Origin of the sequence: Aquabacterium sp. (assembly GCF_049274795.1) — a bacterium.
Taxonomy (GTDB): Bacteria; Pseudomonadota; Gammaproteobacteria; order Burkholderiales; family Burkholderiaceae_C; genus Aquabacterium.
Window position 1 is genome coordinate 93,877 of sequence record NZ_JBASTH010000070.1, and the last position, 26,671, is coordinate 120,547.

A 26,671-nucleotide genomic window follows, 5' to 3' on the forward strand; every position below is an offset into this window, starting at 1 on the left:
GTGTCAGTCCTGTGAGGGCTGCTGCCGGTAACGCGCCGGCGTCATCCCCTGCCAACGCTGGAAGGCGCGGATGAAGGCGGCCGATTCCGCGTAGCCCAGTTGCTGCGCGATGGCCTCCACGGGCAAGGTGCTGTGGGCCAGCAGGTGCCGCGCGCGGGCATGGCGGGCATCGGCCAGCAGGTCGCGGAAGTTGTGGCCTTCGTCGGCCAACTGGCGGCGCAGGCTGCGCTCGGACAGGCCCAGCGCTCTGGCCACGTCCTCCGAGCCGGGGAACTCGCCGTTGAACAGGCCCAGGTGAGCCTTCACGCGCTCAGTCACGCCCTGCTGCGCCTCCTCGGCCTGTTGCGTTTGCAGTTGCTGGTCGCACATGGCACGGACCATCGCGTGCGCGGCCGCATCGGCGGTGGGAAAGCGCAGTTGCAGGTGCTCGTTGCGCAGCCAGAAGCGCGCTTCTGCTTCGCCGAAGCGCACGGGGGCGTTGAAGTAGGCCTCGTACTCGGCCGCCTGGGGCGGGCGCGGGTAGGGCATGTCGATGCGCTCGGCGTGGATGTCCAGGCCCATCGTGGCCTGCATGTCGCGCACCATCTTGTAGGTGCCGGACACCTCACCATCCACACGAAAGCGGAAGGCACTTGGCGCCATCGTCATGGGCGAGAGCACCAGCGCGCTCAGGCGCTCGCCCGGCTCTAGCCGCAAGGTGCCGAACAGGTAGGTCAGGCGCTGGTACCTCACGCCCATCTGGAAGGCCTCCCACGCGTTGGCGCAGGTCATGATCAGCATCACCAGCGGGCCGTAACCCGCCAGGCCGTAGAAGCCGCCCAGGCGCAGGCCCAGCATCGGGTCGTGCAGTTGCTCGGCCAGGTCGGCGTAGATGCGCAGCTCGCGCGCGCGCTCGATGCGGGTGCTCGGGTCCAGCTTGTCCGCGTCCAGCCCGTGCTTGCGCAGCACGGGGCCCGGGTCCTCGCCCAGTTGCTGGAGGCCCTGCACCATGTAGATCAGGCCGAGGATGGATCGCGTGCTCATGTGATCGAGGTCAAGGAAGGGGCGGGATGAACCCTTGAAACTGGCCGACACCAGGGGATCTGGCCGAAAAGATCAATTTGCCGGTCGAATCTAGCATGGCCCCCACGGGCCGGTTTGCGCACCATCAAGTCACTGATCCGAACCACCATCCACCACGAGACAAGGTGACGCCATGACCACGAACCCTCCCAAAGACGCACCGAATGCTGCGCCCGTCCGCCACGTCGAGGTGGCCATCGCCGGCGCTGGCTTCGGCGGCCTGTGCATGGCCATCAAGCTGAAGGAGGCGGGCATCCACGATTTCGTCGTGCTGGAAAAAGGCGCCGAGGTGGGCGGCACCTGGCGCGACAACCAGTACCCCGGCGCGGCCTGCGACGTGCAGTCGCACATGTACTCGTACTCCTTCGCGCCCAAGAACGACTGGTCCAAGCGCTACGCCCCCTGGAGCGAGATCCAGCAGTACATGCTGGACGTGACCGAGCGCTACCAGCTGCGCCCGCACATCCGCTTCGGCCAGGAGGTGACCAGCGCCGTGTTCGACGACCGCACCGGCCGCTGGACGATCAAGACGGCTGCCGGCGACACCATCAGCGCCCACCACTGGGTGCTGGCCTCGGGCCCGCTGCACGTGCCGGCCATCCCCAAGATCCCCGGCCTGGAGAACTTCAAGGGCAAGGTGATGCACTCGGCCCAGTGGGACCACGGCTACGACCTGCGCGGCAAGAACATCGTGTCCATCGGCACCGGTGGCAGCGCCATCCAGTACGTGCCCGAGATCGCGCCCTTCGCCAAGCAGTTGTACGTGTTCCAGCGCTCGGCCGCCTGGGTGATCCCGCGTGACGAGCGTGAGTACGGCCTGCTGCGCAAGAAGCTGTTCGCGGCCCTGCCCATCACGCGCACCCTGCACCGCTGGCGTTGCTACTGGACCAACGAATCGCGCGTGTGGCCTATCTTCAACCCGTGGATGGCCAAGATCGGCGAGATGGGCCTGCGCAAGCTGGTGCGCATGCAGGTGAAGGATCCGGCGCTGGCCAGGAAGCTCACGCCCGACTACACCCTGGGCTGCAAGCGCATCCTGATCTCCAACAAGTGGTTCCCGGCCTTCAACCGCCCCAACGTGTCGCTGGTGACGGAAGGCATCCAGGAACTGCGCGAGCACAGCATCGTCACGCGTGACGGCGTGGAGCGCCCGGCCGACTGCGTGATCCTGGGCACGGGCTTTGTGGTCGATCCGCGCATCTACATGAAGAGCTTCGAGCTGCGCGGACGCAAGGGCCACACCCTGCAGGAAGACTGGAAGACCAGCCCCACCAGCTACCTGGGCATCAGCACCGCCAATTACCCCAACATGTACCAGCTGGTGGGCCCGCACACGGGCTTGGGCCACAACTCCATCATCTTCATGATCGAGGCGCAGGCCGACTACATCGTCAAGTGCCTGAAGCTGGTGCAGGACCAGAAGGTGGACTACATCGACGTGCGGCCCCAGGCCCAGGCACGCTTCCTGGCCGAGGTCACGCAAGCCCTCAAGGGCACCGTGTGGCAGACCGGCTGCAAGAGCTGGTACCAGACCGCCGAGGGCATCAACTTCGCGATCTGGCCCAAGTCCACCTGGAAGTACTGGCTGGAGACCCGCCACGTGAACCTGGGCGATTACGACCTGGTGTGCTGCGGGGGCGTGCGGCCCGTGCAGGTGCAGCGCAGCGAGGTGGCGACGGCCTGAGGCTGCTCCCTCTGTGGGAGGGGAGATAGGGATGGACAGCCCGCCCCCGCCCACCTAGCCTGCGCCTTCGTTCAACAAGGAGGCAGGGATGGTGGGCATCAGGGAAGGCCGCATGCCGGGTGGGCGCGGCAGCACACGGGCGAGCCTGGTGCGGCGCATGGTGTGGGGCGTATGTGCCTTGGCCGGTGGCGGGCAGGCGTTGGCACAGCCCACCCTGCTGTGCGATGTGCGCCAGGCCGACGTCACACGCCGGGTCACCGCCCGACCCACCAGCGATCCCTATGGCGTGGTCTCGCACGACATCGACGAGCGCTTCCGGTTCAAGGCGGTGGTGGGGGCAGGCCCCACGGGTGATGCGGCCTACGTCAAGCTCTACATCTACGACATGGCCGTTCGGGGGGCGCCGGTGCTGCTGCACATGACCACGCACCTGCCGCCCTGGCCGGTGACGCACGAGCTGCCGGCCTTGACGGGCTGGAACCACGTGTACTCCAGCGTGCTGGGACGTGAGCTGGTCTATGGCTGTGCGTGGCAGGGGGATGCACCATGACGCCGTGTTCACGCCGCAGTACCTTGGCCCGCCTGGCCATGGTGCTTGTACCGGCTTTGCCATGGAGCGGGCTGGCCAGGGGGCAGGTCGATGCCGGGGCGTTGCTCTTGAAGGATGACCGACCGGTGTCGATCGCCATCGTGGGCGATGTGATGCTGGCCGATGGCCCGGGGCGTGTCATCGCGGCCGGCCATGATCCTTTCGCACCCTTCGCTGCCCATCTGGCAGCCGCGGATTTGCGCATCGCCAACCTGGAGTGCGTGGTGGCCCAGGGCGGCAAGGCGGAGGACAAGCCCTGGACCTTCCGGGCCCACCCGCGTGTGCTGCCCGTGCTGGCCCGCCATGTCGACGTGGTGTCGGTGGCCAACAACCATGCCGGTGACTACGGCCGGCAGGCCTTCGCGCAGATGTTGCGCCGCCTGAAAGCGGTCGGTGTGCCCTACTTCGGCGGTGGCCACAGCTTGCGGGAAGCGCATGAGCCGCTCATCGTGGCGCGCCACGGTCTGCGCATCGCGCTGCTGGGCTACAACGGCTTCCTGCCGCGCGCCTTCGAGGCCACGGAGGACCACCCAGGCATCGCCTGGATCGACGAACAGCATCTCATCGAGGACATCCGCCGCGCGCGCACGGCCCATCACGCCGACCTGGTCATCCCCTTCATGCACTGGGGGCAGGAGCACGAGCCCCTGGCCAGTGACCACCAGCGTGGCCTGGCCCGCCGCATGATCGATGCGGGGGCGGACATGGTGGTGGGCACCCATCCGCACGTGGTGCAGGACACGGAGACTTACCGGGGGCGGCCCATCGTCTACAGCCTGGGCAACTTCGTGTTCGATGGCTTCAGCCACATCGACAACAACACGGGTTGGCTGCTGTGGGTGCAGGCCGGGCGCGACGGGGTACGGCGCTGGCGTGTGGAGGTGGCCCGCATCGATCGCCGCGGCGTGCCGCACCCCGCCGGGCCGGGGCCCAGCTGGGAGCGGCCACCGCCCTGAGGTGGCCGGGTGGCCATGGGCTCAGAACAGATGGTCCAGCAGCTCCGGGCCGAACACCTCGCGGTGGATGCGCTCTGCCGGCACACCCTTGTGGCGCAGGCCATCCCATTGCGCGCGCATGAAGGGCAGCGGGCCGCACATCAGCACCTGGGCCTGGGCCAGGTCCACATCGGCCAGCACGGGCTCCAGGGTCATGCGGCCCCGGTAGGTGGTGTGCGCCAGGTCCTGAGGCGCGTCGTGCTCGCGCCCTTGCTCATGGAAGAGCACGGTGCGCAGCCGGGGCATCAGGCGGGCGGCCTCCTGCAGATCGGCCAGCAGCGCCTGGTGCGTGGCGTCGCGCGCGGCATGGGCGAACACCACGGGCCGCGCCGGGTTTTGCCGCGCCAGGGCCTTGAGCACCGACACCATGGGCGTGATGCCCACGCCGGCCGACAGCAGCACCAGGGGCGCATCACCTTCCAGCACGGGCGTGAAATCACCATAGGCGGCGCTCACGGGCAGCACGTCGCCGGCCTTGACCTGATCGTGCAGCCAGTTCGACACCTGGCCTGCCGGCGTGCCGGCCTCGCGCTTGATGGTCAGGCGCCACCAGGGCTGCCCGGGCGCGTCCGACAGGCTGTACTGGCGCAGCTGGCGGCGTGCGGCGCCATCAACGGCGATCCAGTCCACCGCTACGCTCACGTACTGGCCTGGCAGGAAGGTGCCGGGGCTGGTGCCCTGCGGGGTCTGCAGGTAGATCGACGCGGTGTCTGTGCCTTCACGCTCGGTGCGCAGCACTTGCAGGGCTTGCAACTGGCCCGGCTGGGTGCCGGTGCGCTGGTACAGGCGTGCCTCGGCCGCGATCAGCTCGCCGGCCAGCAGCCAGTAGGCCTCGTCCCAGGCGGCGATCAGTTCGGGCGTGGCGGCCTCGCCCAGCACCTCGCCGATGGCGCCCAGCAGGTGCCGGCCCACGATGGGGTAGTGCGAGGGCTTGATGCCCACGGCCGCGTGCTTGTGCACGATGCGGTCGAGCACGGGCGCGAGGGCCGCCGCGTTGTCGATGTTGGCCGCATAGGCGAACACGGCGGCCGCCAGCGATTGCTGCTGCGCGCCGCTGGCCTGGTTGCCCATGTTGAAGAGGTTGCGCAGTTCGGGGTGGGCCTCGAACATGCGGGCGTAAAAGCGCGTGGTGATGGCCAGGCCGTGCTCACGCAGCACGGGCACGCTGGCCTCGATGTAGGGGCGGGCGGTGGTCGAGATCATGGTGGGGCTCCTGTTGTCAAAAAGAGGTATTAAAAATGCATCTTTACGGGAAGGCGATGCACGAGAGGTGATCGTGTCAAAAAGCGTTTCAGTGGGAGGAAGAGGCAGGCAGGCTGCGCTGATCCAGGAACTGCCGGTGCAGCTGGATGATGGCCTCTCCCGTGCGCTTGGCGCAGACATCGGCCAGGGTGTGGCGGTTCAGCTCGTCGTAGAAGGCGCGCAGGGCGGCATTGAGTGCGGCTTGCAGCAGGCAGCGGCCCGTGAGCACGCAGTCCAGCCCGGCGCAATCGATCAGTTGCTCGTGCCCTTCCATCTGCTGCACCACGTCACCTACGCGGATCCGGGTGGCCGGCTGGGCCAGGCGCAGGCCGCCGTGGCGTCCGCGCAGGGTGCTGACCCACCCCAGGTGGCCCAGCTTGTTGACCACCTTGGTGAGGTGGTTGGTGGGCACCTGGAACTGCGTGGCGATCTCGGCGATGGTGACGGGCTCGGGCCGGTCCTGGTGGGCCAGGTACATCAGCACGCGAAGGCCGAGGTCGCTGAAGCGGGTGAGTTGCATGGTGGGGTACGGCGTCTTTAAGATGCATATTACATGCAACTTATTGCCCCTGCAAGCGACGTTTCTTGTGCTCGCGGATCAGTCGCTGGCTATGGCCGGGCTGTCGTCCTGCAGCAGGGCTGCACACTCGTCGATCAGCGCATGCAGCGCTACCACGCGCTCCGGCCCCAGCTGCGCATTGATCGACTGCTGAGCCTGCTTCCAGGCCCGTTGCCCCTGCTGCCGCTTGGCCCGACCGGCCTCGGTGGATGTGACCAGGCGGCTGCGCCCATCCTCGCCCGCACCGATCTCTACCCAGCCCTGGGCGACCAGCGGCTGCAGGTTGCGCGTGAGGGTGGAGGCATCCAGCGTCATCCGTGCGGCCAGATCGGAGGGCCGCACAGGTTCCATCAGGATCACATGCGACAGCAGCGAATACTGCGTGCCCTTGAGCCCTGTGGCTTCCATGGCCTCGTCGTACAAGCGGCTCACGCGGCGGCTGATCTGGCGCAACTTGAGGTTGGTGCAGCCTTGCGGCTTGAGGGATGAAGCGGTGTCGCTTGCCATGGTTTGAATATTGTACCTACAATCATTGTAGATGCAAGCATCAAGCACCTGTGATTTCTTGAAGGATAGCCGCATGACCCACCCCGCTGCCGCCCAGGCCCTGCTGACACCCGACACCGCTGCCGACACCCTCAAGGCCTGGCAGGCGCGTGGCGCCGAACTCACTGCCCTCAACCACCAGATCGGCCTGGGCAAGCCCGAGCAGTTCATCGGCCGCTCGGGCATCGAGGTGTTCCGCGCCATGCTGGCCGGTGAGATGCCGCGTGCGCCCATCTCCGACACGCTGGATTTCTTCCTGGTCGAGGCCGATGTGGGCCGTGTCGAGTTCCAGGGGCGCCCGCAGTTCGCGCACTACAACCCGCTGGGCACGGTGCATGGCGGCTGGATCGCCACCTTGCTCGACTCGGCCGTGGCCTGCTCGGTGCACACCGCCTTGCCGTCGGGCAAGACCTACACCACGCTGGAGCTCAAGCTCAACTACGTGCGCGCCTTGACGGAGAAGGTGCCCCTGGTGCGCGCCATCGCCCAGGTGATCCATGTGGGCGGGCGCACCGCCACGGCCGAAGGGCGTCTGGTGGGCCCGGACGGCAAGCTCTACGCACACGCCAGCACCACCTGCCTGGTGATGGACCTGGGCGGCTGAGGGCGCGGGTTCAGGCAGATGGCGCCACGCCTGTCGGTGCCCGCTGACGCCAGTTTCCGAGGCCGCCGACAAGCCTTCTGTCGGGCACTGGGGCACCCTTGGCGGTGATCCAGAACCCAGCCCGACCTCGATGAAAAAATCCTCCAAATGGGCGCCGGCGGAGGCCGGCAGCCCCTGCCACCTGGGCGCCGCCGCCGACGAGGACGGTGTCAACTTCGCGCTGTTCTCCGCGCATGCCACGCGCGTGGAGCTGTGCCTGTTCGACGAGACCGGTACCAAGGAGCTGCACCGCGTCGACCTGCCCGAGCACACCGACGAGGTCTGGCACGGCCGCCTGCCCGGCGCCAAGCCCGGCCTGGTCTACGGCTACCGCGTGCATGGCCCCTACAAGCCTGACAAGGGCCACCGCTTCAACCACCACAAGCTGGTGCTGGACCCCTACGCGCGTGCGCTGGTCGGGCAACTGCAATGGGGCCCCAGCCTGTTCGGCTACCAACTGGGCCATCCGGATGCCGACCTGTCCTTCTGCGAGCTGGACAGCGCCCAGGCCATGCCCAAGGCGCGCGTGCTGCCAGATGACCCGCGCGCCATTCCCGCACGCCCGGCCTGGCGCCGCCCCTGGGACCGCACCATCGTCTACGAGACCCACGCCAAGGGCTTCACGCAGCGCCACCCGGCTGTACCGGCAGACGCGCGGGGGCGCTTCAAGGGCCTGGCCCATCCGGAGGTGATCGCCTACATCCGTTCGCTGGGCGTGAGTTCGGTGGAGCTGCTGCCCATCCACGCCTTTGCTGATGAGCCCCACCTGCACGACCATGGCCTGTCCAACTTTTGGGGCTACAACACCATCGCCTTCTTCGCGCCGGATGCGCGTTATCTGAGCGGCGGCCAATTGGCCGACTTCACCGAAATGGTGGACCGCCTGCACGATGCCGGCCTGGAGGTGCTGCTGGACGTGGTCTACAACCACACGGCTGAGGGCAATGGCCTGGGGCCGACGATCAGCTTCAAGGGCATCGACAACGCCTCCTACTACCGGCTGGACCCGCAGCACCCGCGCCACTACATCAACGACACCGGCACAGGCAACACCATCAATGCCAACCACCCGCGCGTGCTGCAGATGATCATGGACAGCCTGCGCTACTGGGCCGGCCTGGGCGTGGACGGCTTCCGCTTTGACCTGGCCACGGTGCTGGGCCGCGAGCCCCAGGGCTTCGACCAGACCTGCGGCTTCTTCCAGGCCTGGCGGCAGGATCCGGTGCTCAGCCCGCTCAAGTTCATCGCCGAACCGTGGGACTGCGGCCCGGGTGGTTACCAGGTGGGCGGCTTCCCGCCCGGCTGGGCCGAATGGAATGACGCCTTCCGTGACCAACTGCGTGCCTTCTGGCGCGGCGACGAGAAACAGGTGCCCAGCCTGGCCTCGCGCCTGACCGCCTCGGCTGATCGCTTTCGGCACCGTGGCCGCAAGCCCTGGGCCAGCGTCAACTTCATCACCGCGCACGATGGCTTCACCCTGGCCGACCTGGTGGCCTACAACGACCGGCACAACGAGGCCAATGGCGAGAACAACCGAGACGGCAACAGCAACAACATCTCGTGGAACTGTGGTGCCGAAGGGCCGACAGACGATGAAGAGATCCTCAAGCTGCGCGCCCGCCAGCAGCGCAACCTGCTGCTGACCCTGCTGCTGGCCCACGGCACGCCGATGCTGCTGGCCGGTGACGAGGCCGGGCGCACCCAGCAGGGCAACAACAATGCCTATTGCCAGGACAACGAGATCTCCTGGATGGACTGGGATCGCACGGAGGATCAGGAAAGCCTGACCAACTTCGTGCGCAAGCTGCTGTGGCTGCGCGACACCCTGGCCGTGCTGCGGCCCAAGCGCCATGCGCGCGGTCGCCATCCCACGCGGGCGGGCATCCGTGATGTGGCCTGGGTGGATGCGGCCGGGCGCGAACTGCAGCCGGCCCAGTGGAACGATGCGGCCATGCGCAGCATCGGCATGCTGGCCGACGCGCGGGCCTTGCTCGACGGGCGCCCGCCTGCGGGGCAGCACGGTGTGACCACTTTGCTGGTGGTCAATGCCCACCATGATCTGGTGCTCTGGAGCATGCCGGCCCACCATGGCGTGGCACGCTGGACGCGCATCGTGGACACCAACGCGCCGCTGGAGCGCGAGATTCCGGAGTACGCGCCGGGCGATGTCTATGAGGTGACGGGGCGCTCGGCGCTGCTGTTCGTGTCCGGCACGGATGCGGCATCGACCGCGCTGGTCAAGGAGTTGGTGGACGGGCTGCGCCGGGGGGAGATCTCAGGGCCGGTGGGGCGCTGAGGGGCTGCCTTCCCGCGAGCGCTCACCAATCGCCGTGGGCCGACTCCAGTGCGCCGATTTCGTCAGCCTCCAGACCCATGGCACGGGCGGCAGAACTGCGCATGTGGTCGATGGCATTGAAGCTCATCGCGCGGCGGCGGCTGTCCATCGCCTCGACCGGGAAACTGTCGCCCTGGCCATCGGACACCAGGGCAGGCATCCAGGCGGACGAGGCGTTCATGGCGTGGGTGGGGGCATCGAGCATTGGCGTCATGGGCGGCCTCCTCTGGGCGTCTTTTGGGGTGGTTCGATGGCTTGAGTGTCCCGAAACCTGGCCTGGCCCACAGTCGGCCGACGCCCAAGATCCTGTAGGCATTGCACTACATGACGGCGAGCGTTTCACAGGCAGCGGTTTTGACGTAGGGCGCCACTGACGGCCCCCGTGCGCTTGCCTGACGATGCTTTGATCCTTCGACGACTGCTGCAACGCAGCATGCTTCTTAAAGTGCCTGAGCGGTGATTGATTCGCACCGTTCACGAGCAAAAGAGGCACGTCATGTTGATGGACGCATGGTCGGGATCGCAGGGCAGCACAGGTCACTACGCCGAAGCGCGTGGCGCGGCTGCACAAGGCCACCATGCCATGGGTGCCCACCTGCGGCTGGACCATGGCGTGGCCGGTGCGCGCTTCCGCGTATGGGCCCCCAATGCCAGAGCCGTCAGCGTGATCGGTGATGTCAATGGGTGGCAAGGCGGCCTGCACAAGCTGCATCCGCTCAGCGACGACTCCGGCGTGTGGGATGGCTTCGTGCCCGGTGCTCAGCATGGCCAGCGCTACAAGTACCGGATCGAGCCCAAGCAGGGCGAAGCCTTCGACAAGGCCGACCCCTACGCCTTTCTGGCGGAGGAGCCGCCGCGCACCGGCTCCGTGCTGTGGGATCTGGCCTATGACTGGCGCGATGGCGACTGGATGGCGCACCGCATGGCCCGCAACGCGCTGGGCGCGCCCATGGCCATCTACGAGCTGCACGCGGGCTCATGGCGCTCGGGCCGCGATGGCCGGCGCTTCCTGGGCTATGAGGAGCTGGCCGACGAGCTGATCCCCTACTTGATCGACATGGGCTTCACGCACGTGGAGCTGATGCCGCTGACCGAGCATCCCTTCTACGGCTCCTGGGGCTACCAGACCACCGGCTACTTCGCGGCCACCTCGCGCTACGGTACGCCGCAGCAGCTGATGCGCTTCGTCGATCGCCTGCACCAGGCCGGCATCGGCGTGATCCTGGATTGGGTGCCCTCGCACTTCCCGAACGACGCGCACGGCCTGGCCACTTTCGATGGCACGCACTTGTATGAGCACGCCGACCCGCGCCAGGGCTTCCACCCCGAGTGGAACAGCCTGATCTTCAACTACGGCCGCCACGAGGTGGCCGACTTCCTGATCGACAGTGCGCTGTTCTGGCTGGGCACCTACCACTTCGATGGTCTGCGTGTGGACGGCGTGGCCTCCATGCTCTACCTGGACTATGCCCGCAAGCCGGGCGAGTGGATCCCCAACAAGCACGGCGGGCATGAGAACCTGGAGGCCGTGGCCTTCCTGCGGCGCCTGAACGCCGAGGTCTATGCGCGCCACCCCGACGTGCAGATGATCGCGGAAGAGTCCACCGCCTGGCCCGGCGTGAGCCGCCCGGTGGGGCACCACGATGACCTGACTGGCCTGGGCTTTGGCCTGAAATGGAACCTGGGCTGGATGCACGACACGCTGCGCCACTTTGCGCGCGATCCGCTGTACCGGGGCTTTCACCTCGATGACCTGAGCTTCGGCCTGGTCTACGCCTTCAGCGAGAACTTCGTGCTCTCGCTCTCGCACGACGAGGTGGTGCACGGCAAGGGCTCGCTGCTGGGCCGCCAGTTCGGCGACAAGTGGCAGCGTTTCTCCAACCTGCGCACCCTGTACGGCCTGATGTGGGGACACCCCGGCAAGAAGCTGCTCTTCATGGGCGGCGAGTTGGGCGTGGAGCGCGAATGGCACCACGAGGCCACGCTGGACTGGAAGCTGCTGAACGATCCGCTCAACGCCGGCCTCAAGCGCTGGGTGGCCGATCTGAACCGCGTCTACCGCACGCACCCGGCCTTGTTCGAGATCGACTTCAGCGAACAGGGCTTTCGCTGGCTGGTGCGCGACGATGCGAACCACGGCGTGGTCGCCTTCCTGCGCCAGGGCCATGACGAGGCCCACCCCGTGCTGGTGGTGCTGAACCTGACGCCCGAAGTGCGTCACGGCTACCGCCTGGGCGTGCCTTTGCCCGGCCACTGGCGAGAGTTGCTCAACAGCGATGCATCGATCTACGGCGGCAGCGGCGTGGGCAACCTGGGTGGCGTCGATGCCCTGCAGGTGCCGCACCACCACCAGCCTGCCTCACTCACCCTCACGCTGCCCCCGTTGGCAGCGCTGTTCTTCGAGGCCCCGCGATGACCCGCGTCAACCTCGCCACCGACTTGACCGGGCCACGAGCCCGCACTGGAGACTGACATGATCGCAGGCAAAACCGTATTGGCCATCGTGATGGCCGGCGGCGAAGGCACTCGCCTCAGCCCTCTCACCGCCGAGCGGTCCAAGCCGGCCGTGCCCTTCAACGGCCGCCACCGCATCGTCGACTTCGTGCTGTCCAATCTGGTCAACAGCAAGATCTATTCGGTCTACCTGCTGGTGCAGTACAAATCACAGAGCCTGATCGAGCACGTGCGCCGCACCTGGGTGATGAGCCCGCTGATGCCCAACCAGTTCATCACCGTGGTGCCGCCGCAGATGCAGCGCGGCCCCGAGTGGTTCCAGGGCACGGCTGATTCGGTCTACCAGAACATGCACCTGATCCAGTCGATGAAGCCCGACCTGGTGGTGGTGTTCGGCGCCGACCACGTCTACCGCATGGACGTGCGCCAGATGATCCAGTACCACGTGGACAACCAGGCCGACGCCACCGTGGCCGCGCTGCCCGTGCCGCTCAGCCAGGTCTCGTCCTTCGGCATCGTCAAGACGGATGGCAGCGGCCGCATTCGCGATTTCCAGGAAAAGCCGAGCCATGCAGATCCGATGCCCGGCCGCGCCGACCGCGCCCTGGCCTCGATGGGCAACTACATCTTCGACACCGAGCTGCTGCTGGCCTCGCTGGAGAAGGCCCACGCCAACGGCCAGCACGATTTCGGCAAGCACGTGCTGCCCACGCTGACCGACAGCCACCGCGTGATGGCCTACGACTTTGCCACCAACAAGGTGCCGGGCGTGCATGATTTCGAAGAGGCCGGCTACTGGCGCGACGTGGGCACCATCGAGTCCTACTACGAGGCCAACTTCGACACCCTGGGCGAGCAGCCGCGCTTCTCGATGCACAACGCCTCGTGGCCCATCCAGGCCAGCCCCGACCACACCGAGGCCGCGCAGCTGTACGACGCCACCATCAAGGGCGCGTCCATCGGTGCCGGCGTGCAGGTGCGCCGCGCGCTGATCGAGCGCAGCCTGCTGCGCCGCAGCGTGCATGTGGAGAGCAACGCCGAGGTGGTGGGCTCCATCGTGATGGACCGCACCCGCATCGGCGAGGGCGCCCGCATCCGTCGCGCCATCATCGACTCGGACAACGTGATCCCGCCGGGCATGCGCATCGGCTACGACCTCGACGCTGACCGCCAGCGCTTCCACGTGAGCGACAGCGGCATCGTCGTCATCGGCAAAGGGCAGCTGCGCGCATGACAGCCGTCACCCTGAGCGCGATGGCTGGCGAGGATCTGGGTCAGGACCGCTGCCCGGTACCGGACACGCTGCCTTCCGATGTGGAGCCCATCGCGCCTGTGGTGCCTGGGCTGGGCCGATGCCTGCATGCCATGCCCTTCGGGCCCGTGCGCATCGATCCGGACGACACGCGTTCGGGTTATGCCTTTCGGCTGTGGGCGCCCGCGGCCCCCAAGGTGGACCTGGTGTTCCAACCCGCCTCGGGTGGCCGGCTGGAGCTGCCTTGTGAAAAAGCGGACGGTGGCTGGTGGCACGTGAAGGTGCCACAGGCCCGCGCCGGTGACCGCTACGGCTTCGCCGTGGGCACCGAGCACGGCATGCTGGACGTGCCCGACCCCGCCTCGCGCTACAACCCCGATGGCGTGCACCAGCCCAGCCAGGTGCTGGATCCGCGCTCCTTCGACTGGGGCGACGACATGGCCTGGCAGGGGCGCCCCTGGGCGGAGGCGGTGGTCTACGAACTGCACATGGGTACCTTCACCGCCGAAGGCACCTACAAGGCCGCCGAGCGCCGGCTGGACCACCTGGCCGCCCTGGGTGTCACCGCCATCGAGCTGATGCCGCTGGGCTCGGCACCCGGCCAGCGCGGCTGGGGCTACGACGTGGTGCTGCCCTATGCACCGCAGCCCAGCTACGGCCACCCGAACGACCTCAAGGCCTTCATCAGGGCGGCGCATGCGCGGGGCCTGATGGTGCTGCTGGACGTGGTCTACAACCACTTCGGGCCCGATGGCAACTACCTGCATGCCTACGCGCGCGAGTTCTTCAACCCCGCGCACCAGACGCCCTGGGGCGACGCGATCAACTTCGATGCGAAGCACGCCGCCACCGTGCGCGACTTCTACATCCACAACGCGCTGTATTGGCTGACCGAATACCGCTTCGACGGCCTGCGCATCGATGCGGCCCATGCGATGACGGACACCTCGGACGATCACTTCCTGACCGAGCTGTCGCGCCGTGCCCGTGAGGCCACCGGCAGCCGCCAGATCCACCTGGTGCTTGAGAACAACCGCAATGAGGCACACCATTTGGGTAAGCCCGGGATACCGGGCCTGTTCGAAGCGCAATGGAACGACGATTTCCATCAGGCCGCGCACGTGCTGCTCACGGGAGAGACCCACGGCTACTACCGCGACTTCGCCGAGCAGCCGCTGCAGCAATTGGTGCGCTGTCTGACCGAAGGGTTCGCTTTCCAGGGGGAGCCTTCAGCCCACGATGGCGGCCCGCGAGGCGAACCCAGCCGTGACCTGCCGGCGAGTTGCTTCGTGAACTTTCTGCAGAACCATGACCAGACCGGCAACCGCGCCTTTGGCGAACGCCTGACCGCGCTCAGCGCGCTCGCACCGCTCAAGGCGCTGGCCTGCATCCAGTTGCTGTCGCCCGGCATCCCCATGCTCTTCATGGGCGAGGAGTTCGGTACCACCGCGCCCTTCCACTACTTCTGTGATTTCCAGGGCGATCTCGCCCGCGCGGTGCGTGAAGGCCGCCGCCGGGAGCATGCCCAGGGCAACGATGGTGAAGACACACCCACCGTGCCCGATCCGAACGACCCCGCCGTGTTCGGCGCCAGCACCCTGGACTGGGACGAACTGCGCGCTGCGCCCCACCGCGACTGGCTGTCCTTCTACACCCAGGCCCTGGCCGTGCGCGCGCACATGGTGGCGCCACGCCTGCCCCTTATCCGCGCAGGTGCGGCCACGAGCCGCTTCCTGGGCCCGCGCACCGTCGAGATCAGCTGGCCCACCGAGGGGGCGGGTACCTTGGTGATGCGTCTCCACCTGGCCGACCAGCCCAGCGAGCCGCTGCCCCGTGTCGATGGCGCCCTGCTGTTCGGTGTGGGCGACGACCAGGGCGCGCTGCCCGGTGCGCTCGGCCCGTGGTCCGTGCGCCTGCACCTGGTGGAGGAGGTGCTGCCATGACCTCGCTGCTCACCCTGTTGTGCCATCAGCTTGGCATCTCCCTGGATTACCAGGACGCCTGGGGCCGTGTGATGACGGTCGAGGCCGCCACCCTGCGCCGCGTCTGCAAGGCCATGGGCTACCCGGCCGATGACGACGACGAGGCCAGCCGATCACTGACGGCCCTGCGTGAACAGGCCGAGCAAGAAGTCCTGCCGCCATCCCTGGTGGTCACGGCCTCGGCCGCGCCCCTGGCATGCCCCCTGCGCTTGCCGGCCGAGCAACTGGGCCGGCCGGTGACGTGGTTCATCGCGCTGGAAGGCGGCCAGGGCCTGCAGGGCACGTCCATCGCGGCGGCAGCCGAGGTCACGCCCCCCTTTCCCGCCGAACTTTTGCGTGAGGATGGCCCGCGCCTGGTGTCTGCCCTGGTCGAGCTGCCGCCCGGCCTGCCTGCGGGCTACCACCGCCTCACGCTGGAGGCCGGTGAGCCGCGCCAGGCCATTGCGGCCACCAACCTGATCGTGTGTCCGCCCCGGGCACATGAACTGGCCGGTCCGCTGGATCCGCATCCCCGTGTGTGGGGCCTGTCCGTGCAGCTCTATGCAGTGCGCAGCCGCGCCAACTGGGGCATGGGCGATTTTGGGGATCTGCGTGAGCTGGTGCAACTGGCCGCGCGCGCCGGGGCCGACTTCGTCGGCATCAACCCGCTGCATGCCTTGTTCCCGCACGCGCCTGAGCAGGCCTCGCCTTACAGCCCGTCTAGCCGGCAATGGACGCAGGCGCTCTACCTGGACGTGGAAGACATCCACGAGTACGCCGAGTGCGACGACTGCCAGCGTCTGGTGAGTTCGCCCGCCTGGCGTGCACGCCTGCAGACCCTGCGCGAAGTCACCATGGTGGATTACACCGGCGTGGCCGACCTCAAGTTCCAGGTGTTCGAACTGCTGTACGCGCGGTTCAGGTCACAGCACCTGGCGCGCGGCACGGCGCGTGCGCGGCGCTTCCGCCAGTTCCAGCGCACGCATGGCCGCAACCTGCGCCTGCAGGCCCTGTACGACGCGCTGCAGCGCTACTTCCATCGCAAGGATGCCGGCCTGTGGGGCTGGCCGGTATGGCCCGAGGCCTACCGTGACGTGCGCAGCAAGGCCGTGCGCGACTTCGCCAGCAGCCACGAGGCCGATGTCGAGTTCTTCGAGTACCTGCAATGGCAGGCGGAGTTGCAGCTCGAGGCCGTGCAGACCCTGGCGCGCGAATTGGGCATGCGTATTGGCCTGTACCGTGACCTGGCCATCGGCGTGAACCCCGGTGGTGCAGAGACCTGGGCCCAGCCTGCGCTGTATGCGCAAGGCGTGCAGGTGGGCGCACCGCCCGACGATCTCAACCCCAATGGCCAGGACTGGGGCTTCTCGCCGCCCACGCCGCAGCGCCTGCGCGAGGCCGGCTTCAAGCCCATGCTCGATGTGCTGCGCGCCAACATGCGTCACGCCGGCGCCCTGCGCATCGACCACGTGATGGGGTTGATGCGCCTGTTCTGGGTGGTGCCCGGGGCGGACCCGTTGCAGGGCACCTATGTGGCCAACTCGTTCGACGAACTGCTGCGCCTGGTCTGCCTAGAGAGCCAGCGCCACCACTGTGTCGTCATCGGTGAGGATCTGGGCATCGTGCCGCCCGAGGTCATCGCTGCGATGGAGCGCCACGGCCTGCTGTCCTACCGGCCCTTCTACTTCGAGCAGCACTGGCACGAGGGCCGCTTCAAGCCCCCCGCCGAATGGCCGCGCCGCGCGATGGCCACGGTGGGCACGCATGACCTGCCCACCCTGCGCGCCTACTGGACGGGCGACGACCTGCGCCTGCGCGACGAACTGGGCGTGTACCGCGACCCGGAACTGCGCGAAGGCCACATCACCCGCCGTGGGCGCGAGCGCTCGGCTTTGCTGCAGGCGCTGGGCGAGCAGAACCTGCTGACCGATGGCCTGACCGACGCGCAAGACAGCGTCACGGATCCGGACCCGCGCCTGTCAGAGGCCGTTCACCGCTACGTGGCGCGTACCCCTGCCACCATGGTGGCCGTGCAGCTTGAAGACGTGCTGGGTGCGCTGGAGCAGGTCAACGTGCCGGGCACCAGCGAGGCGCAGTACCCCAACTGGCGGCGTAAGCTCACGTTGGACCTGGCCACGCTGGCGCGTGATCCGCGCTGGACCGCCCTGGCCCAGGCTCTGCGGGAAGAACGCCCCTCCCACCACCCGGCTGCGCCGCTTGAAGAAGGCGCTTGGAACCCCGACCTGGCCGACATCCCGCGCGCCACCTACCGCCTGCAGTTGCATGCCGGACTGCGGTTCAAGGATGCGCAGGCCCTGCTGCCCTACCTCAAGCGCCTGGGCATCAGCCATGTCTACACCTCGCCCTTCCTGAAGGCACGCACGGGCAGCACGCACGGCTACGATGTGGTCGATCCGCGCGAGGTCAACCCCGAGATCGGCACGCAGGCGGAGTTCGATGATTTCTGCGCGGCGCTGGCGCAGCATGGCTTGCACCTGCTGGTCGACATCGTGCCCAACCACATGGGCGTGCTGCAGGCCGACAACCCGCTGTGGCGTGAGGTGCTGGAAGACGGCCCGGCCTCGCGCTACGCCGGCCACTTCGACATCGACTGGGCGCAGGGCGGTGACGAGCACGGCGGCCGCGTGCTGCTGCCCGTGCTGGAAGACCAGTACGGCCTGGTGCTGGAGCAGGGCAAGCTGCGCCTGAACTGGTGGCCCGAGGGCAACGCCATCGTGCTGTCCTACTACGACCACCGCTGCCCCATCGATCCCAGCGATTGGCCCCTGCTGATGGACGGTGGCCCGCATGCAGGCCTGGATGCCGCGGCCGCGCAGGCGTGGCAGGCCCTGCGCCAGGGCTTCGAGGCGTTGCCCACGCGCCAGGAAAAGAACCCTGAACGGCAGGCCGAGCGCCTGCGCCTGAAGGATGAACTCAAGCAGCGCCTGGGCACCCTGCTGCGTGAGCACCCGGCCGCCCGCGCCATCCTGCAGACCCGGCTCGCAGCTTTCAATGGCCACGTGGGTGATCCGCGCAGCTTCGATGCGCTTGATGAGCTGTTGCTGCGCCAGGCCTGGCGCCTGGCCTCTTACCGCGTGGCCGATGGCGTCAACTACCGGCGCTTCTTCAACATCAATGACCTGGCCGGCATCCGCACCGAGCGCGACGAGGTCTTCGAGATGTCGCACGCGCTGCTGTGGGACTGGTTCGAGCAGGGCCGTGTGCACGGCGTGCGCGTGGACCACCCCGATGGCCTGGCCGATCCGCGCGCCTACCTGGAGCGCCTGCAGGCCAGCTTCAAGCGCATCCAGGGGCGTCGCCAGGCCGAGGGCCACAGCGCGCTCTACCTGATCGTCGAGAAGATCCTGGGCGAGGCCGAACACATGCCGCCCGAATGGCCCGTGCACGGTGGCAGCGGCTACCGCTTCTGCAACCTCAGCACGCGCCTGCTGGTCGATCCCTCGCAGGAGTCGCGTCTGAGCCGTGTCTACCGCGCCTTCACCGGCCAGAACGAAGAATTTGATGAGGTGTTGCTGCAGAGCAAGCGCCACGTGATGGAGCACGAGCTGGCCGCCGAGCTGCGCACCGTGACCCATCTGCTGCACGACATCACCCGTCGCGACCGCCGCACCCGCGACCACACGCCGCACACCCTGCGCCTGGGCCTGGCCGAACTGACCTTGGGCTTCCCGGTCTACCGCAGCTACATCAGTGCGCGCGGCATGTCCGCGCAGGACCGGGGCTGGATCGACATCGCCGTGCACGAAGCCATGCGCCGTCGTGGCCTGGAGGATGTCGGCGTGCTGCACCTGATCCGCGAGACCTTGCTGAGCGCCCCCACCGAGCCCGATGTCCAGTTGCGCGAACTCAAGCTGGCCTTTGCCACGCGCTATCAACAGTTCACCGCGCCGGTGATGGCCAAGTCGTTGGAGGACACAGCCTGCTACCGCTACAACCGATTGCTCGCGCTCAACGAGGTCGGGGGCGATCCGTCGGTGTTCGGCATGACGGTGGACGACTTCCACGAATCGCTCAAGCGCCTGGCTTTCACGCACCCGCACGGCATGCTGGCCACGTCCACGCACGACAGCAAGCGCAGCGAGGACGTGCGCGCACGCCTGGCCGTGCTCTCGGAGATGCCGGCCGCCTGGCGCCTGGCCCTGGCGCGCTGGCGCCGCCTGGCCGAGCCCTTCAAGCGCCGCGTCGATGGCGAGATGGTGCCCTCGGCCAATGATGAGTACATGATCTACCAAAGCCTGCTGGGCATCTGGCCGATGACACCGCCCGACGAAGCCGAGCGCCAGGCGCTGGCTCAGCGCCTGGGCGAGAACGCGCTCAAGGCCGTGCGCGAGGCCAAGGACCAGACCAGTTGGCGCCACCCGGACGCGCTGTACGAAGAATCGGTGGTGGATTTCGCCCGGCGCCTGGTGCTGGACGACGGCGCCGGGGCCTTCCGCCAGGATTTCGCGCGGCTGCAATCGCAGGTGGCGCGCTTCGGGGCCTGGAACAGCCTGTCGCTGCTGCTGCTCAAGATGGGCGGCCCGGGCGTGCCCGACATCTACCAGGGCTGCGAGGGCTGGAACCTCAGCCTGGTCGACCCTGACAACCGCCGCCCGGTGGATCACCTGGGCTTCGCGGCCCAGCTCGATGCCGTGGTGCGCGCCTGGCCCGAGGGCGCCAGCACCGAAGGTCTGTGCGAGATGCAGGCCAGCCTGCAGGACGGCCGCCTCAAGCTCTACCTGACCTGGCGCGCCCTGAGCCTGCGCCAGCGCTGGGAAGGTGTGTTCACCCACGGCGAGTACCTGCCGCTGGTGGTGGATGGCGAGGCGCGCCGGCACGTGGTGGCCTTCGCACGGCGCCATGGCGGGCAGACGGTGATCGTCGTCGTCTCGCGCCTGCTGTTCACCTTGTGCCATGGGGATGAATCCGTGCTGGCCGATGGCCGCGTGTGGGGCGACACCACGCTGGTGCTGCCGCCCGGCGCGCCCGATGCCTGGCAGGACATGCTGGGGGGCCGCGTGGCGGCCGTGGCCACGGGCACCGACGGCCCGCCGCGCCTGAACATCACCGACGTCTTCCACAGCCTGCCGATGGCGGTGCTGGTGCCGCACGAGGCCTTCTCCGATATCCCGCGGACATGAAAACGCTCAATATCCTTTTTGCCACGCCGGAATGCGCGCCCTGGGTCAAGACGGGGGGTTTGGGTGAAGTCAGCGCTGACCTGCCCAAGGCCCTGCGTGCCCAGGGCCTGGATGTACAGGTGCTGATGCCGGCCTATGACTCGGTGCTCAAGGCCGCGCATGCGGCAGGCGAGGTGGCGCCCGTGGCCGATCTGCCGGCCGCGCACGGCTTTCCGGCGGCGCGGCTGCTGCGCACGCACCTGCCCAGCGGCGTGCCGGCCCTGCTGGTCGATGTGCCCGCCCTGTACCGGCGTGATGGGGGCCCCTACGGTGACCCATCTGGCCGCGACCATGAGGACAACGCCATCCGCTTCGGCCTGCTTTCGCATGTGGCCGCACGCCTGGCCAGCAGCCTGAGCCCCCTGCCCTGGCAGCCCGACGTGCTGCATTGCAATGATTGGCCCACAGCGCTGGCGCCGGCCTACCTGGCCCATGGCCTGCAGCGCCGCGTCGCCACGGTGATGGGCCTGCACAACATGGCCTTCCAGGGCCTGTTTCCGCTGCACCTGGCCGGCGCGCTGGGCCTGCCGGACCACCTGCTGCACATGGAGGGCGTGGAGTTCTGGGGGCAGCTGTCCTTTCTGAAGGCGGGCATCCAGTACGCCGACCACATCGTCACCGTGAGCCCCACCTATGCGCGCGAGATCCTGAGCGAACCGCTGGGCTGCGGCCTGAGCGGTGTGCTGGGCAACCGGCGCGAGGTGCTGTCGGGCATCCTCAACGGCATCGACACCAGCGTGTGGGATCCCTCAACCGATGCGCACCTGCACCAGACCTACGATGCGGTGACGCTCCAGCGCAAGCGCAGCAACAAGCTGGCCCTGCAGCGCCGCATGGGCCTGCCCGAGAACCCGGAGGCCTTCCTGATGGGCATGGTCAGCCGCATGACCGACCAGAAGGGCGTGGACCTGGTGATCGCCGCGCTGCCGGAACTGCTCAAGGATGGCGCGCAGGTGGTGGCCCTGGGCGCGGGCACGCCTGCGATGGAAACCGCCTGGCGTGAGGCCACGCATGTGTGGCCCGAGCAGGCTGCGTCCTTCATCGGTTTTGACGAATCGCTGGCGCACTTGATCGAGGCAGGTTCGGACGTGTTCCTGATGCCCTCGCGCTTCGAGCCCTGTGGCCTGAACCAGATGTACAGCCAGCGCTACGGCACGCCGCCTGTCGTGCATGCCACCGGGGGGCTGGCCGATGCGGTGCTGGACGCGGTGAGCGAGCCGGGGCAGCCCAGCGTGTCCACCGGCTTCAAGATGAACGAGCCGACGGTGGAGGCGCTGATCCAGGCTGTTCGCAGGGCGCGTGAGCTATACGCCGATGCCGATACCTGGGGCACGTTGTGCCGCAATGGGATGGCGCAGGATTTCAGTTGGGCGGGCAGTGCGGCTGCCTATGCTGACTTGTACGCTGGGTTGGTGGCACGCCGTGGCGTTGTGCCTTGATTTGGTTACCGCTTGCTTTACTGCAACAGGTTGGGCGCTTTGTCGGGGCAGCGCGGGGCACGGGATGTGGTGGCAGCCGTCCGGGCTTCAATGTTGGCGGTCCCGCCTTCGGCAGGACTGCTCTGCGGTGCTCGTCCAGGACAGGTGGCTGCGCAACTCGCCCTTTCAGGGCTCAAACATGCTCCCCATCCCCTCGCTCTGCGAGTGGCAGACCTGCCCTTCCCTGCGCGCCTCCGACGCCAACAAGGCGCCCGGCCGCCCGCTCCCACATCCCATTTGTGCCCCGCTGGTGGCGTGCGTAGAAGGCCGAGCCGGGGCACCATTGGTGTGAAGAGCAAGGCTGCCCTGAGCGCCAGCCTTTGCAAAGGGCAAGGAGGCGACCTCCGCATGCTTCGTCACCGGCCGCGATGGCGGGCGCGACATCGACCTGCGCAAGTTCGCCGCCGAGGGCATGCAACTGCACGGCCTGCTGGCAGGGCTGGACCGCGCCGACCAGGTCTACAACGGCATCAACGCCAGCATCGACAAGTACATCGCATCGCAAGGCATCGACGCCCCGCCTTCATCGGTGTACGAGCCGGTGTGGCAACCCGATGGCGAACAACTCAGCCTGGACCTGCAGGCTGCCGGTATCACCAGCGTGATCTGGTGCATCGGCTTCAGGCCCGATTTCGAATGGCTGGATGCGCCCGTGTTCAACGGCTGGGGCCAGCCCGTGCACACGCGTGGCGTCACGCAGCAGAAGGGCCTGTACTTCCTGGGCCTGCCCTGGCAGTACACCTGGGGCTCGGGCCGCTTCTCGGGCGTCTCGCGTGATGTGGCCTTCCTGGCTGAGCGCATTGATGCGCAGCGCGAGCTGTGCCCGCCGTTGTCGTCGGCAACGACAGGGACCAAGCCCACGCATGTGCAGATGGCGATGGCGGCCTGAGCGGCGCCAAGCTGTCAACCCGTCTTGCTCAACCACTCGCGGTAGAACTCGACGAAGGCGCGCACCCGCGCCGGTGGCGCCTGCCGCCCCGGCGGGTAGACCGCGTGGATGCCGCCAAAGGGGGCCTGCCAGTCCGGCAACACACGCACCAGGCGGCGTTCGCGCAGTGCCTTGGCGGCCGCGAACTGCTCCGTCACCGAGAGGCCCATGCCGTGTTCGAGTAGCGCCATCAACGCCGCGCCAGAGTCCACGCGCAGGCGGCTGCTCATGCGCACCGTCTGCGCCTCGCGGCGGGCGTGGGTGAAGGTCCAGGTCAGGGGAGATGGCAGCAGGCTCAGCGCCACCCAGTCGTGCTCGGCCAGGTCGCTGGGCTGCTTCGGCATGCCGCGCTGGTGCAGGTAATCGGGGCTGGCCAGCACCCATTGTTCGAAGCCACCGAGCTTCAGGGCCCGCTGGGTGGCGTCGCGCAGCCAGCCAACGCGGATGGACAGGTCCAGCCCCTCGCGCACCAGGTCCACGCGCTGGTCGGTGGCGCGCAGGTCGATGTGCAGGGCCGGGTGCAGCACGGCGAAACGCGCCAGGGCGGGCGCCAGTGACTGCGCTGCATGGTCTACCGGTGCGGTGATGCGCAGGGTGCCGTTGAGCGGCCCGTCGTCACGGCCCAGGTGCGCCACCGTGTCCTGCACGGAACGCAGTGGCGGGATGCATTCGCCATACACCTGCTGCCCCAGCTCGGTCAGGGCCAGGCGGCGCGTGGTGCGCGTGAGCAGGGCGCCACCCAACTGGCCTTCCAGTTCGCGCAGCACCAGGCTCACGCGGGCCTTGGTCTGGCCCAGCCGGTCGGCCGCGGCCGTGAAGCTGCCGGCCTCCACCACGGCCGCGAAGACCAGCAGGTGGTTCAGGTTCAGGGTGTCGATGGTGGCCATGCACGATTGTCAATCATCTGGAAACAATGAATTGTCGGCCGGGCTCTTTATCGAATCAATTGGCGGGCGCAAGATCCGTCCATCACGAACCCATTCCCGACCCTGAAGGACACACCATCATGAAGATCGCGATCATCGGCGCCACCGGTTTCATCGGCACCCACCTGCTGGCGGAAGCCGCCTCCCGTGGCCACACCATCACCGCCCTGGTCTCGCGCCCCGAGCGCGTGGCCACCACCGACAAGGTCAGCGCCCAGGGCGTGGACGTGACCGACACAGCCGCCCTCACCGCCGCGCTGAAAGGCCAGGGCTTCGAGGCCGTGATCTCGGCCTTCAGCGGCCATGCCCAGGCCGACACGCTGGACTACTACGTCAAGGGCTTCAAGAGCATCCTGGCGGCGGTCAAGGCTGCCGGCGTGCCCCGTTTCCTGGTGGTGGGCGGCGCGGCCACGCTGGAAGTGGCGCCCGGCAAGATCCTGCTGGACAGCCCCGACTTCCCCGCCCAGTGGAAGGGCACGGCCCAAGGCGCCCGCCAGGCGCTGGAAGTGCTGCGCGCCGAGCCCACGCTGGATTGGACCTTCCTGAGCCCCTCGGCCATGATCGAGCCCGGCCAGCGCACCGGCCAGTTCCGCCTGGGGGGCGACCAGTTGCTGGTCGATGCCCAAGGCAACAGCCACATCTCGCTGCAGGACTACGCCGTGGCCCTGATCGACGAGCTGGACAAGCCGGCCCATTCGCGCCGCCGCTTCACCGTAGGCTACTGAACGCCCACGGGTTCCCCACAGTAAAAAAATGCTGCACCGTGGCGGTGCATGGCCGACAATGGCCCGATGCAAGGATCTCGACGCCGGATCGCCTGGGCTCTGGCTTGGTGCTGCGCTGTCGTGGCCCCAGCCGCCTTTTCCCAGCCTGCGGGTGGGCTCGCGCCACTGTCGGCGTCGCCCTTGCAGGACAGCATTGGCCAGCGCGTCGATGCCTGCACCACCTGCCACGGGGCAGATGGCCGCGCCGGCCCCGATGGCTACTACCCGCGCCTGGCGGGCAAGCCTGCCGGCTATCTGGCCAACCAACTGCTGAACTTTCGTGATGGGCGGCGCAGTTATGCGCCCATGGTCTATCTGCTCGACCACCTGAGCGATGCCTACCTGCACGAGATCGCCGGCTACTTCGCGACGCTGGATGTGCCTTACCCGGCGCCTGCCCGCCCCACTGAATCGCCCGCCGTGCTGGCCCGGGGCCAGCGGCTGGTCATGCAGGGCGATGCGGCCAAAGGCCTGCCGGCCTGCGTGCTTTGCCATGGCCAGACGCTGACGGGCGTGGCCCCGGCGATCCCAGGCCTGCTGGGTCTGCCGCGCCACTACCTGGCCGGGCAGATCGGTGCTTGGCACAACGGCCGACGGCGCGCACAGGCCCCCGACTGCATGGCCGACATCGCCCGGCGCCTGTCACCCGATGATGTCAGTGCGGTGGCGTCGTGGTTGTCCAGCCAGCCTTGGCCGGCGGGTGGCAAGCCGGCGGTGAGCCTGCCCCAGCCCTTGCCGATGCCTTGTGGCGGTGTGCCTCGGAGCCAACCATGAGCCTCAAGGCACGCCGACGCCGGCTGATCACCTTGGCCCTGCTGGCTGCATTGGCGGGCATCGCCACCGCCACGGTGTGGTCGCTCAACCGGCTGGACGAAGCGCCCGTGCCCGAAGCCCAAGGCGCCGCACCTTCGATCCCCACCACCGAGGCCCAGATCACGCGCGGCGCCTACCTGGCCCGCGCCGGCAACTGCGCCACCTGCCACACCGAACGGGGTGGTGCGCCCTATGCCGGCGGCCGCCCCCTGGCCACGCCCTTCGGCACGGTCTACAGCAGCAACCTCACGCCCGATGAAGCCACGGGCCTGGGGCGCTGGTCGGCCGACGCCTTCTGGCGCGCGCTCCACAACGGCCGGTCGATCGATGGGCGCCTGCTCTACCCCGCCTTCCCCTACCCCAACTACACGCAGGTCACTCGCGCCGACAGCGACGCGCTCTACGCCTACCTGCGCAGCCTGCCGCCGACCAAGGCGCCCAACCGCGCGCATGAGCTGGCCTTTCCCTTCAGCACGCAGCCGGCGCTGGCCGTGTGGCGCGCGCTGTACTTCCGCCCTGGCGTGCACCGTGACGAGCCCGCGCGCACGGCCGAGTGGAACCGCGGGGCCTACCTGGTGCGGGGGCTGGGCCATTGCGCGGCCTGCCACGAGGCGCGCAACCTGCTGGGCGCCTCGCAGGGGCTGGAGCTGGCCGGTGGGTTGATGCCGCTGCAGAACTGGTACGCGCCGTCGCTGCGTGATCCGCACGAGGCCGGCGTGAGCGACTGGTCCGAGCAGGAGATCGTGGCCCTGCTGCGCACCGGCATGACGCCCAAGGGCAGCGTGATGGGGCCGATGGCCGATGTGGTCTACCGCAGCACGCAGCATTTGAGCGAGCCCGACCTGCGCGCCATGGCGGTCTTCCTCAAGAGCCTGCCGCCGGCTGGATCGCGGCCACCTGAACCGGTGCGCGCCACCAGCACACGCCTGGCCCAGGGGGCGGCGCTCTATGCCCGGCATTGCGCCGCCTGCCATGGCGAGCAGGGTGAAGGCGTGCCGGGCGTCTACCCGCGCCTGGCTGGCAACCGGGCCGTGCGCATGGCGGAGCCTGCCAACGTGATCCGCGTGATCGCCAAGGGTGGCTTTTTGCCGGCCACGGCGGGCAACCCACGCCCCTTCGGCATGCCGCCCTTCGCGCACCTGCTGTCGGACGACGAGATCGCCGCGGTGGCCACCTATGTGCGCGACAGCTGGGGCAACCGCGCCGGCGTGGTCGAGCCGCACGTGGTGGGCCGTTTGCGGGCGGGGGGCGACGACTGAG

18 protein-coding genes and 2 pseudogenes are annotated in these 26,671 nt (G+C 68.2%); 14 read left to right on the forward strand and 6 right to left on the reverse strand.

Going from position 1 to position 26,671, the window contains the following annotated elements:
- Window positions 1–3 precede the first annotated feature (3 nt).
- A complete protein-coding gene (locus WAQ08_RS10500; RefSeq protein WP_422191522.1) occupies window positions 4–1,023 on the reverse strand; it encodes an AraC family transcriptional regulator in 1,020 nt (339 codons plus the stop codon).
- A 172-nt stretch (window positions 1,024–1,195) separates the two neighbouring features.
- Here WAQ08_RS10500 and WAQ08_RS10505 point away from each other — a divergent pair, with 172 nt between their 5' ends.
- The 3 genes from WAQ08_RS10505 to WAQ08_RS10515 all read left to right on the forward strand — a co-directional run bounded on the left by WAQ08_RS10505 (window position 1,196) and on the right by WAQ08_RS10515 (window position 4,291).
- Window positions 1,196–2,746 (forward strand): flavin-containing monooxygenase, encoded by a 1,551-nt coding sequence (locus WAQ08_RS10505; protein ID WP_422191523.1) that lies wholly within the window; start codon window positions 1,196–1,198, stop codon window positions 2,744–2,746.
- Window positions 2,747–2,834: 88 nt separating this feature from the next.
- Entirely contained in the window at window positions 2,835–3,296 is a 462-nt protein-coding gene (locus WAQ08_RS10510) for a hypothetical protein (RefSeq protein WP_422191524.1), read from the forward strand.
- Window positions 3,293–4,291, forward strand: coding sequence for a CapA family protein (locus tag WAQ08_RS10515; RefSeq protein ID WP_422191525.1), 999 nt, complete (start codon window positions 3,293–3,295; stop codon window positions 4,289–4,291). The genes WAQ08_RS10510 and WAQ08_RS10515 overlap by 4 nt, the downstream gene beginning before the upstream one ends.
- 21 nt (window positions 4,292–4,312) lie before the next feature.
- Here WAQ08_RS10515 and WAQ08_RS10520 read toward each other — a convergent pair whose 3' ends face one another.
- The 3 genes from WAQ08_RS10520 to WAQ08_RS10530 form a co-directional block, all read right to left on the reverse strand.
- Window positions 4,313–5,533: a globin domain-containing protein gene (locus tag WAQ08_RS10520; RefSeq protein ID WP_422191526.1), complete on the reverse strand. Its 1,221-nt coding sequence runs from the start codon at window positions 5,531–5,533 to the stop codon at window positions 4,313–4,315.
- An 88-nt stretch (window positions 5,534–5,621) separates the two neighbouring features.
- Window positions 5,622–6,092 carry an RrF2 family transcriptional regulator gene (locus WAQ08_RS10525; protein WP_422191527.1) on the reverse strand — a complete coding sequence of 157 codons (471 nt, stop codon included), beginning with the start codon at window positions 6,090–6,092 and terminating at the stop codon, window positions 5,622–5,624.
- A gap of 78 nt (window positions 6,093–6,170) precedes the next feature.
- Window positions 6,171–6,638, reverse strand: a complete 468-nt coding sequence (locus tag WAQ08_RS10530) for a MarR family winged helix-turn-helix transcriptional regulator (protein WP_422191528.1) — start codon at window positions 6,636–6,638, stop codon at window positions 6,171–6,173.
- A 73-nt stretch (window positions 6,639–6,711) separates the two neighbouring features.
- Between WAQ08_RS10530 and WAQ08_RS10535 the strand changes: the two genes are divergently transcribed.
- Both WAQ08_RS10535 and glgX read left to right on the forward strand, forming a co-directional pair.
- A complete protein-coding gene (locus tag WAQ08_RS10535; protein WP_422191529.1) occupies window positions 6,712–7,281 on the forward strand; it encodes a PaaI family thioesterase in 570 nt (189 codons plus the stop codon).
- 130 nt (window positions 7,282–7,411) lie between these two features.
- A complete protein-coding gene (gene glgX, locus WAQ08_RS10540; RefSeq protein ID WP_422191530.1) occupies window positions 7,412–9,616 on the forward strand; it encodes a glycogen debranching protein GlgX in 2,205 nt (734 codons plus the stop codon).
- Window positions 9,617–9,638: 22 nt separating this feature from the next.
- Here glgX and WAQ08_RS10545 read toward each other — a convergent pair whose 3' ends face one another.
- On the reverse strand, window positions 9,639–9,869 hold the full coding sequence (locus tag WAQ08_RS10545; protein ID WP_422191531.1) for a hypothetical protein: 231 nt from the start codon (window positions 9,867–9,869) through the stop codon (window positions 9,639–9,641).
- Window positions 9,870–10,151: 282 nt separating this feature from the next.
- On the opposite strand from WAQ08_RS10545, the gene glgB reads away from it, so the two are divergent.
- The 6 genes and pseudogenes from glgB to WAQ08_RS10575 all read left to right on the forward strand — a co-directional run.
- The gene (glgB, locus tag WAQ08_RS10550; RefSeq protein ID WP_422191532.1) at window positions 10,152–12,071 is read left to right on the forward strand and encodes a 1,4-alpha-glucan branching protein GlgB; all 1,920 of its coding nucleotides are present in this window, start codon (window positions 10,152–10,154) and stop codon (window positions 12,069–12,071) included.
- A 57-nt stretch (window positions 12,072–12,128) separates the two neighbouring features.
- A pseudogene (locus WAQ08_RS10555) lies at window positions 12,129–13,319 on the forward strand (glucose-1-phosphate adenylyltransferase); the annotation flags it as partial.
- A 20-nt stretch (window positions 13,320–13,339) separates the two neighbouring features.
- On the forward strand, window positions 13,340–15,304 hold the full coding sequence (treZ, locus tag WAQ08_RS10560; RefSeq protein ID WP_422191533.1) for a malto-oligosyltrehalose trehalohydrolase: 1,965 nt from the start codon (window positions 13,340–13,342) through the stop codon (window positions 15,302–15,304).
- On the forward strand, window positions 15,301–20,463 hold the full coding sequence (locus WAQ08_RS10565) for a malto-oligosyltrehalose synthase (RefSeq protein WP_422191534.1): 5,163 nt from the start codon (window positions 15,301–15,303) through the stop codon (window positions 20,461–20,463). Before treZ ends, WAQ08_RS10565 begins: the two co-directional genes overlap by 4 nt.
- Window positions 20,460–21,941: a glycogen synthase GlgA gene (glgA, locus tag WAQ08_RS10570; protein ID WP_422191535.1), complete on the forward strand. Its 1,482-nt coding sequence runs from the start codon at window positions 20,460–20,462 to the stop codon at window positions 21,939–21,941. Before WAQ08_RS10565 ends, glgA begins: the two co-directional genes overlap by 4 nt.
- 391 nt (window positions 21,942–22,332) lie before the next feature.
- A pseudogene (locus WAQ08_RS10575) lies at window positions 22,333–22,869 on the forward strand (FAD-dependent oxidoreductase); the annotation flags it as partial.
- A gap of 14 nt (window positions 22,870–22,883) precedes the next feature.
- Here WAQ08_RS10575 and WAQ08_RS10580 read toward each other — a convergent pair.
- Window positions 22,884–23,795 carry a LysR family transcriptional regulator gene (locus WAQ08_RS10580; protein WP_422191536.1) on the reverse strand — a complete coding sequence of 304 codons (912 nt, stop codon included), beginning with the start codon at window positions 23,793–23,795 and terminating at the stop codon, window positions 22,884–22,886.
- Window positions 23,796–23,914: 119 nt separating this feature from the next.
- On the opposite strand from WAQ08_RS10580, the gene WAQ08_RS10585 reads away from it, so the two are divergent.
- From WAQ08_RS10585 to WAQ08_RS10595, 3 genes are all read left to right on the forward strand, one after another.
- Window positions 23,915–24,559, forward strand: coding sequence for an NAD(P)-dependent oxidoreductase (locus WAQ08_RS10585; protein ID WP_422191537.1), 645 nt, complete (start codon window positions 23,915–23,917; stop codon window positions 24,557–24,559).
- A 66-nt stretch (window positions 24,560–24,625) separates the two neighbouring features.
- The gene (locus tag WAQ08_RS10590) at window positions 24,626–25,372 is read left to right on the forward strand and encodes a c-type cytochrome (RefSeq protein WP_422191538.1); all 747 of its coding nucleotides are present in this window, start codon (window positions 24,626–24,628) and stop codon (window positions 25,370–25,372) included.
- Window positions 25,369–26,670: a cytochrome c gene (locus WAQ08_RS10595; protein ID WP_422191539.1), complete on the forward strand. Its 1,302-nt coding sequence runs from the start codon at window positions 25,369–25,371 to the stop codon at window positions 26,668–26,670. Before WAQ08_RS10590 ends, WAQ08_RS10595 begins: the two co-directional genes overlap by 4 nt.
- Window position 26,671 lies beyond the last annotated feature (1 nt).

What these genes read in the sequence shown, in the direction of transcription:
- WAQ08_RS10500 (WP_422191522.1), bottom strand. Translation starts at nt 1,023, where the DNA reads ATGAGCACGCGATCCATCCTCGGCCTGATCTACATGGTGCAGGGCCTC.
- WAQ08_RS10505 (WP_422191523.1), top strand. Translation starts at nt 1,196, where the DNA reads ATGACCACGAACCCTCCCAAAGACGCACCGAATGCTGCGCCCGTCCGC.
- WAQ08_RS10510 (WP_422191524.1), top strand. Translation starts at nt 2,835, where the DNA reads ATGGTGGGCATCAGGGAAGGCCGCATGCCGGGTGGGCGCGGCAGCACA.
- WAQ08_RS10515 (WP_422191525.1), top strand. Translation starts at nt 3,293, where the DNA reads ATGACGCCGTGTTCACGCCGCAGTACCTTGGCCCGCCTGGCCATGGTG.
- WAQ08_RS10520 (WP_422191526.1), bottom strand. Translation starts at nt 5,533, where the DNA reads ATGATCTCGACCACCGCCCGCCCCTACATCGAGGCCAGCGTGCCCGTG.
- WAQ08_RS10525 (WP_422191527.1), bottom strand. Translation starts at nt 6,092, where the DNA reads ATGCAACTCACCCGCTTCAGCGACCTCGGCCTTCGCGTGCTGATGTAC.
- WAQ08_RS10530 (WP_422191528.1), bottom strand. Translation starts at nt 6,638, where the DNA reads ATGGCAAGCGACACCGCTTCATCCCTCAAGCCGCAAGGCTGCACCAAC.
- WAQ08_RS10535 (WP_422191529.1), top strand. Translation starts at nt 6,712, where the DNA reads ATGACCCACCCCGCTGCCGCCCAGGCCCTGCTGACACCCGACACCGCT.
- glgX (WP_422191530.1), top strand. Translation starts at nt 7,412, where the DNA reads ATGAAAAAATCCTCCAAATGGGCGCCGGCGGAGGCCGGCAGCCCCTGC.
- WAQ08_RS10545 (WP_422191531.1), bottom strand. Translation starts at nt 9,869, where the DNA reads ATGACGCCAATGCTCGATGCCCCCACCCACGCCATGAACGCCTCGTCC.
- glgB (WP_422191532.1), top strand. Translation starts at nt 10,152, where the DNA reads ATGTTGATGGACGCATGGTCGGGATCGCAGGGCAGCACAGGTCACTAC.
- treZ (WP_422191533.1), top strand. Translation starts at nt 13,340, where the DNA reads ATGACAGCCGTCACCCTGAGCGCGATGGCTGGCGAGGATCTGGGTCAG.
- WAQ08_RS10565 (WP_422191534.1), top strand. Translation starts at nt 15,301, where the DNA reads ATGACCTCGCTGCTCACCCTGTTGTGCCATCAGCTTGGCATCTCCCTG.
- glgA (WP_422191535.1), top strand. Translation starts at nt 20,460, where the DNA reads ATGAAAACGCTCAATATCCTTTTTGCCACGCCGGAATGCGCGCCCTGG.
- WAQ08_RS10580 (WP_422191536.1), bottom strand. Translation starts at nt 23,795, where the DNA reads ATGGCCACCATCGACACCCTGAACCTGAACCACCTGCTGGTCTTCGCG.
- WAQ08_RS10585 (WP_422191537.1), top strand. Translation starts at nt 23,915, where the DNA reads ATGAAGATCGCGATCATCGGCGCCACCGGTTTCATCGGCACCCACCTG.
- WAQ08_RS10590 (WP_422191538.1), top strand. Translation starts at nt 24,626, where the DNA reads ATGCAAGGATCTCGACGCCGGATCGCCTGGGCTCTGGCTTGGTGCTGC.
- WAQ08_RS10595 (WP_422191539.1), top strand. Translation starts at nt 25,369, where the DNA reads ATGAGCCTCAAGGCACGCCGACGCCGGCTGATCACCTTGGCCCTGCTG.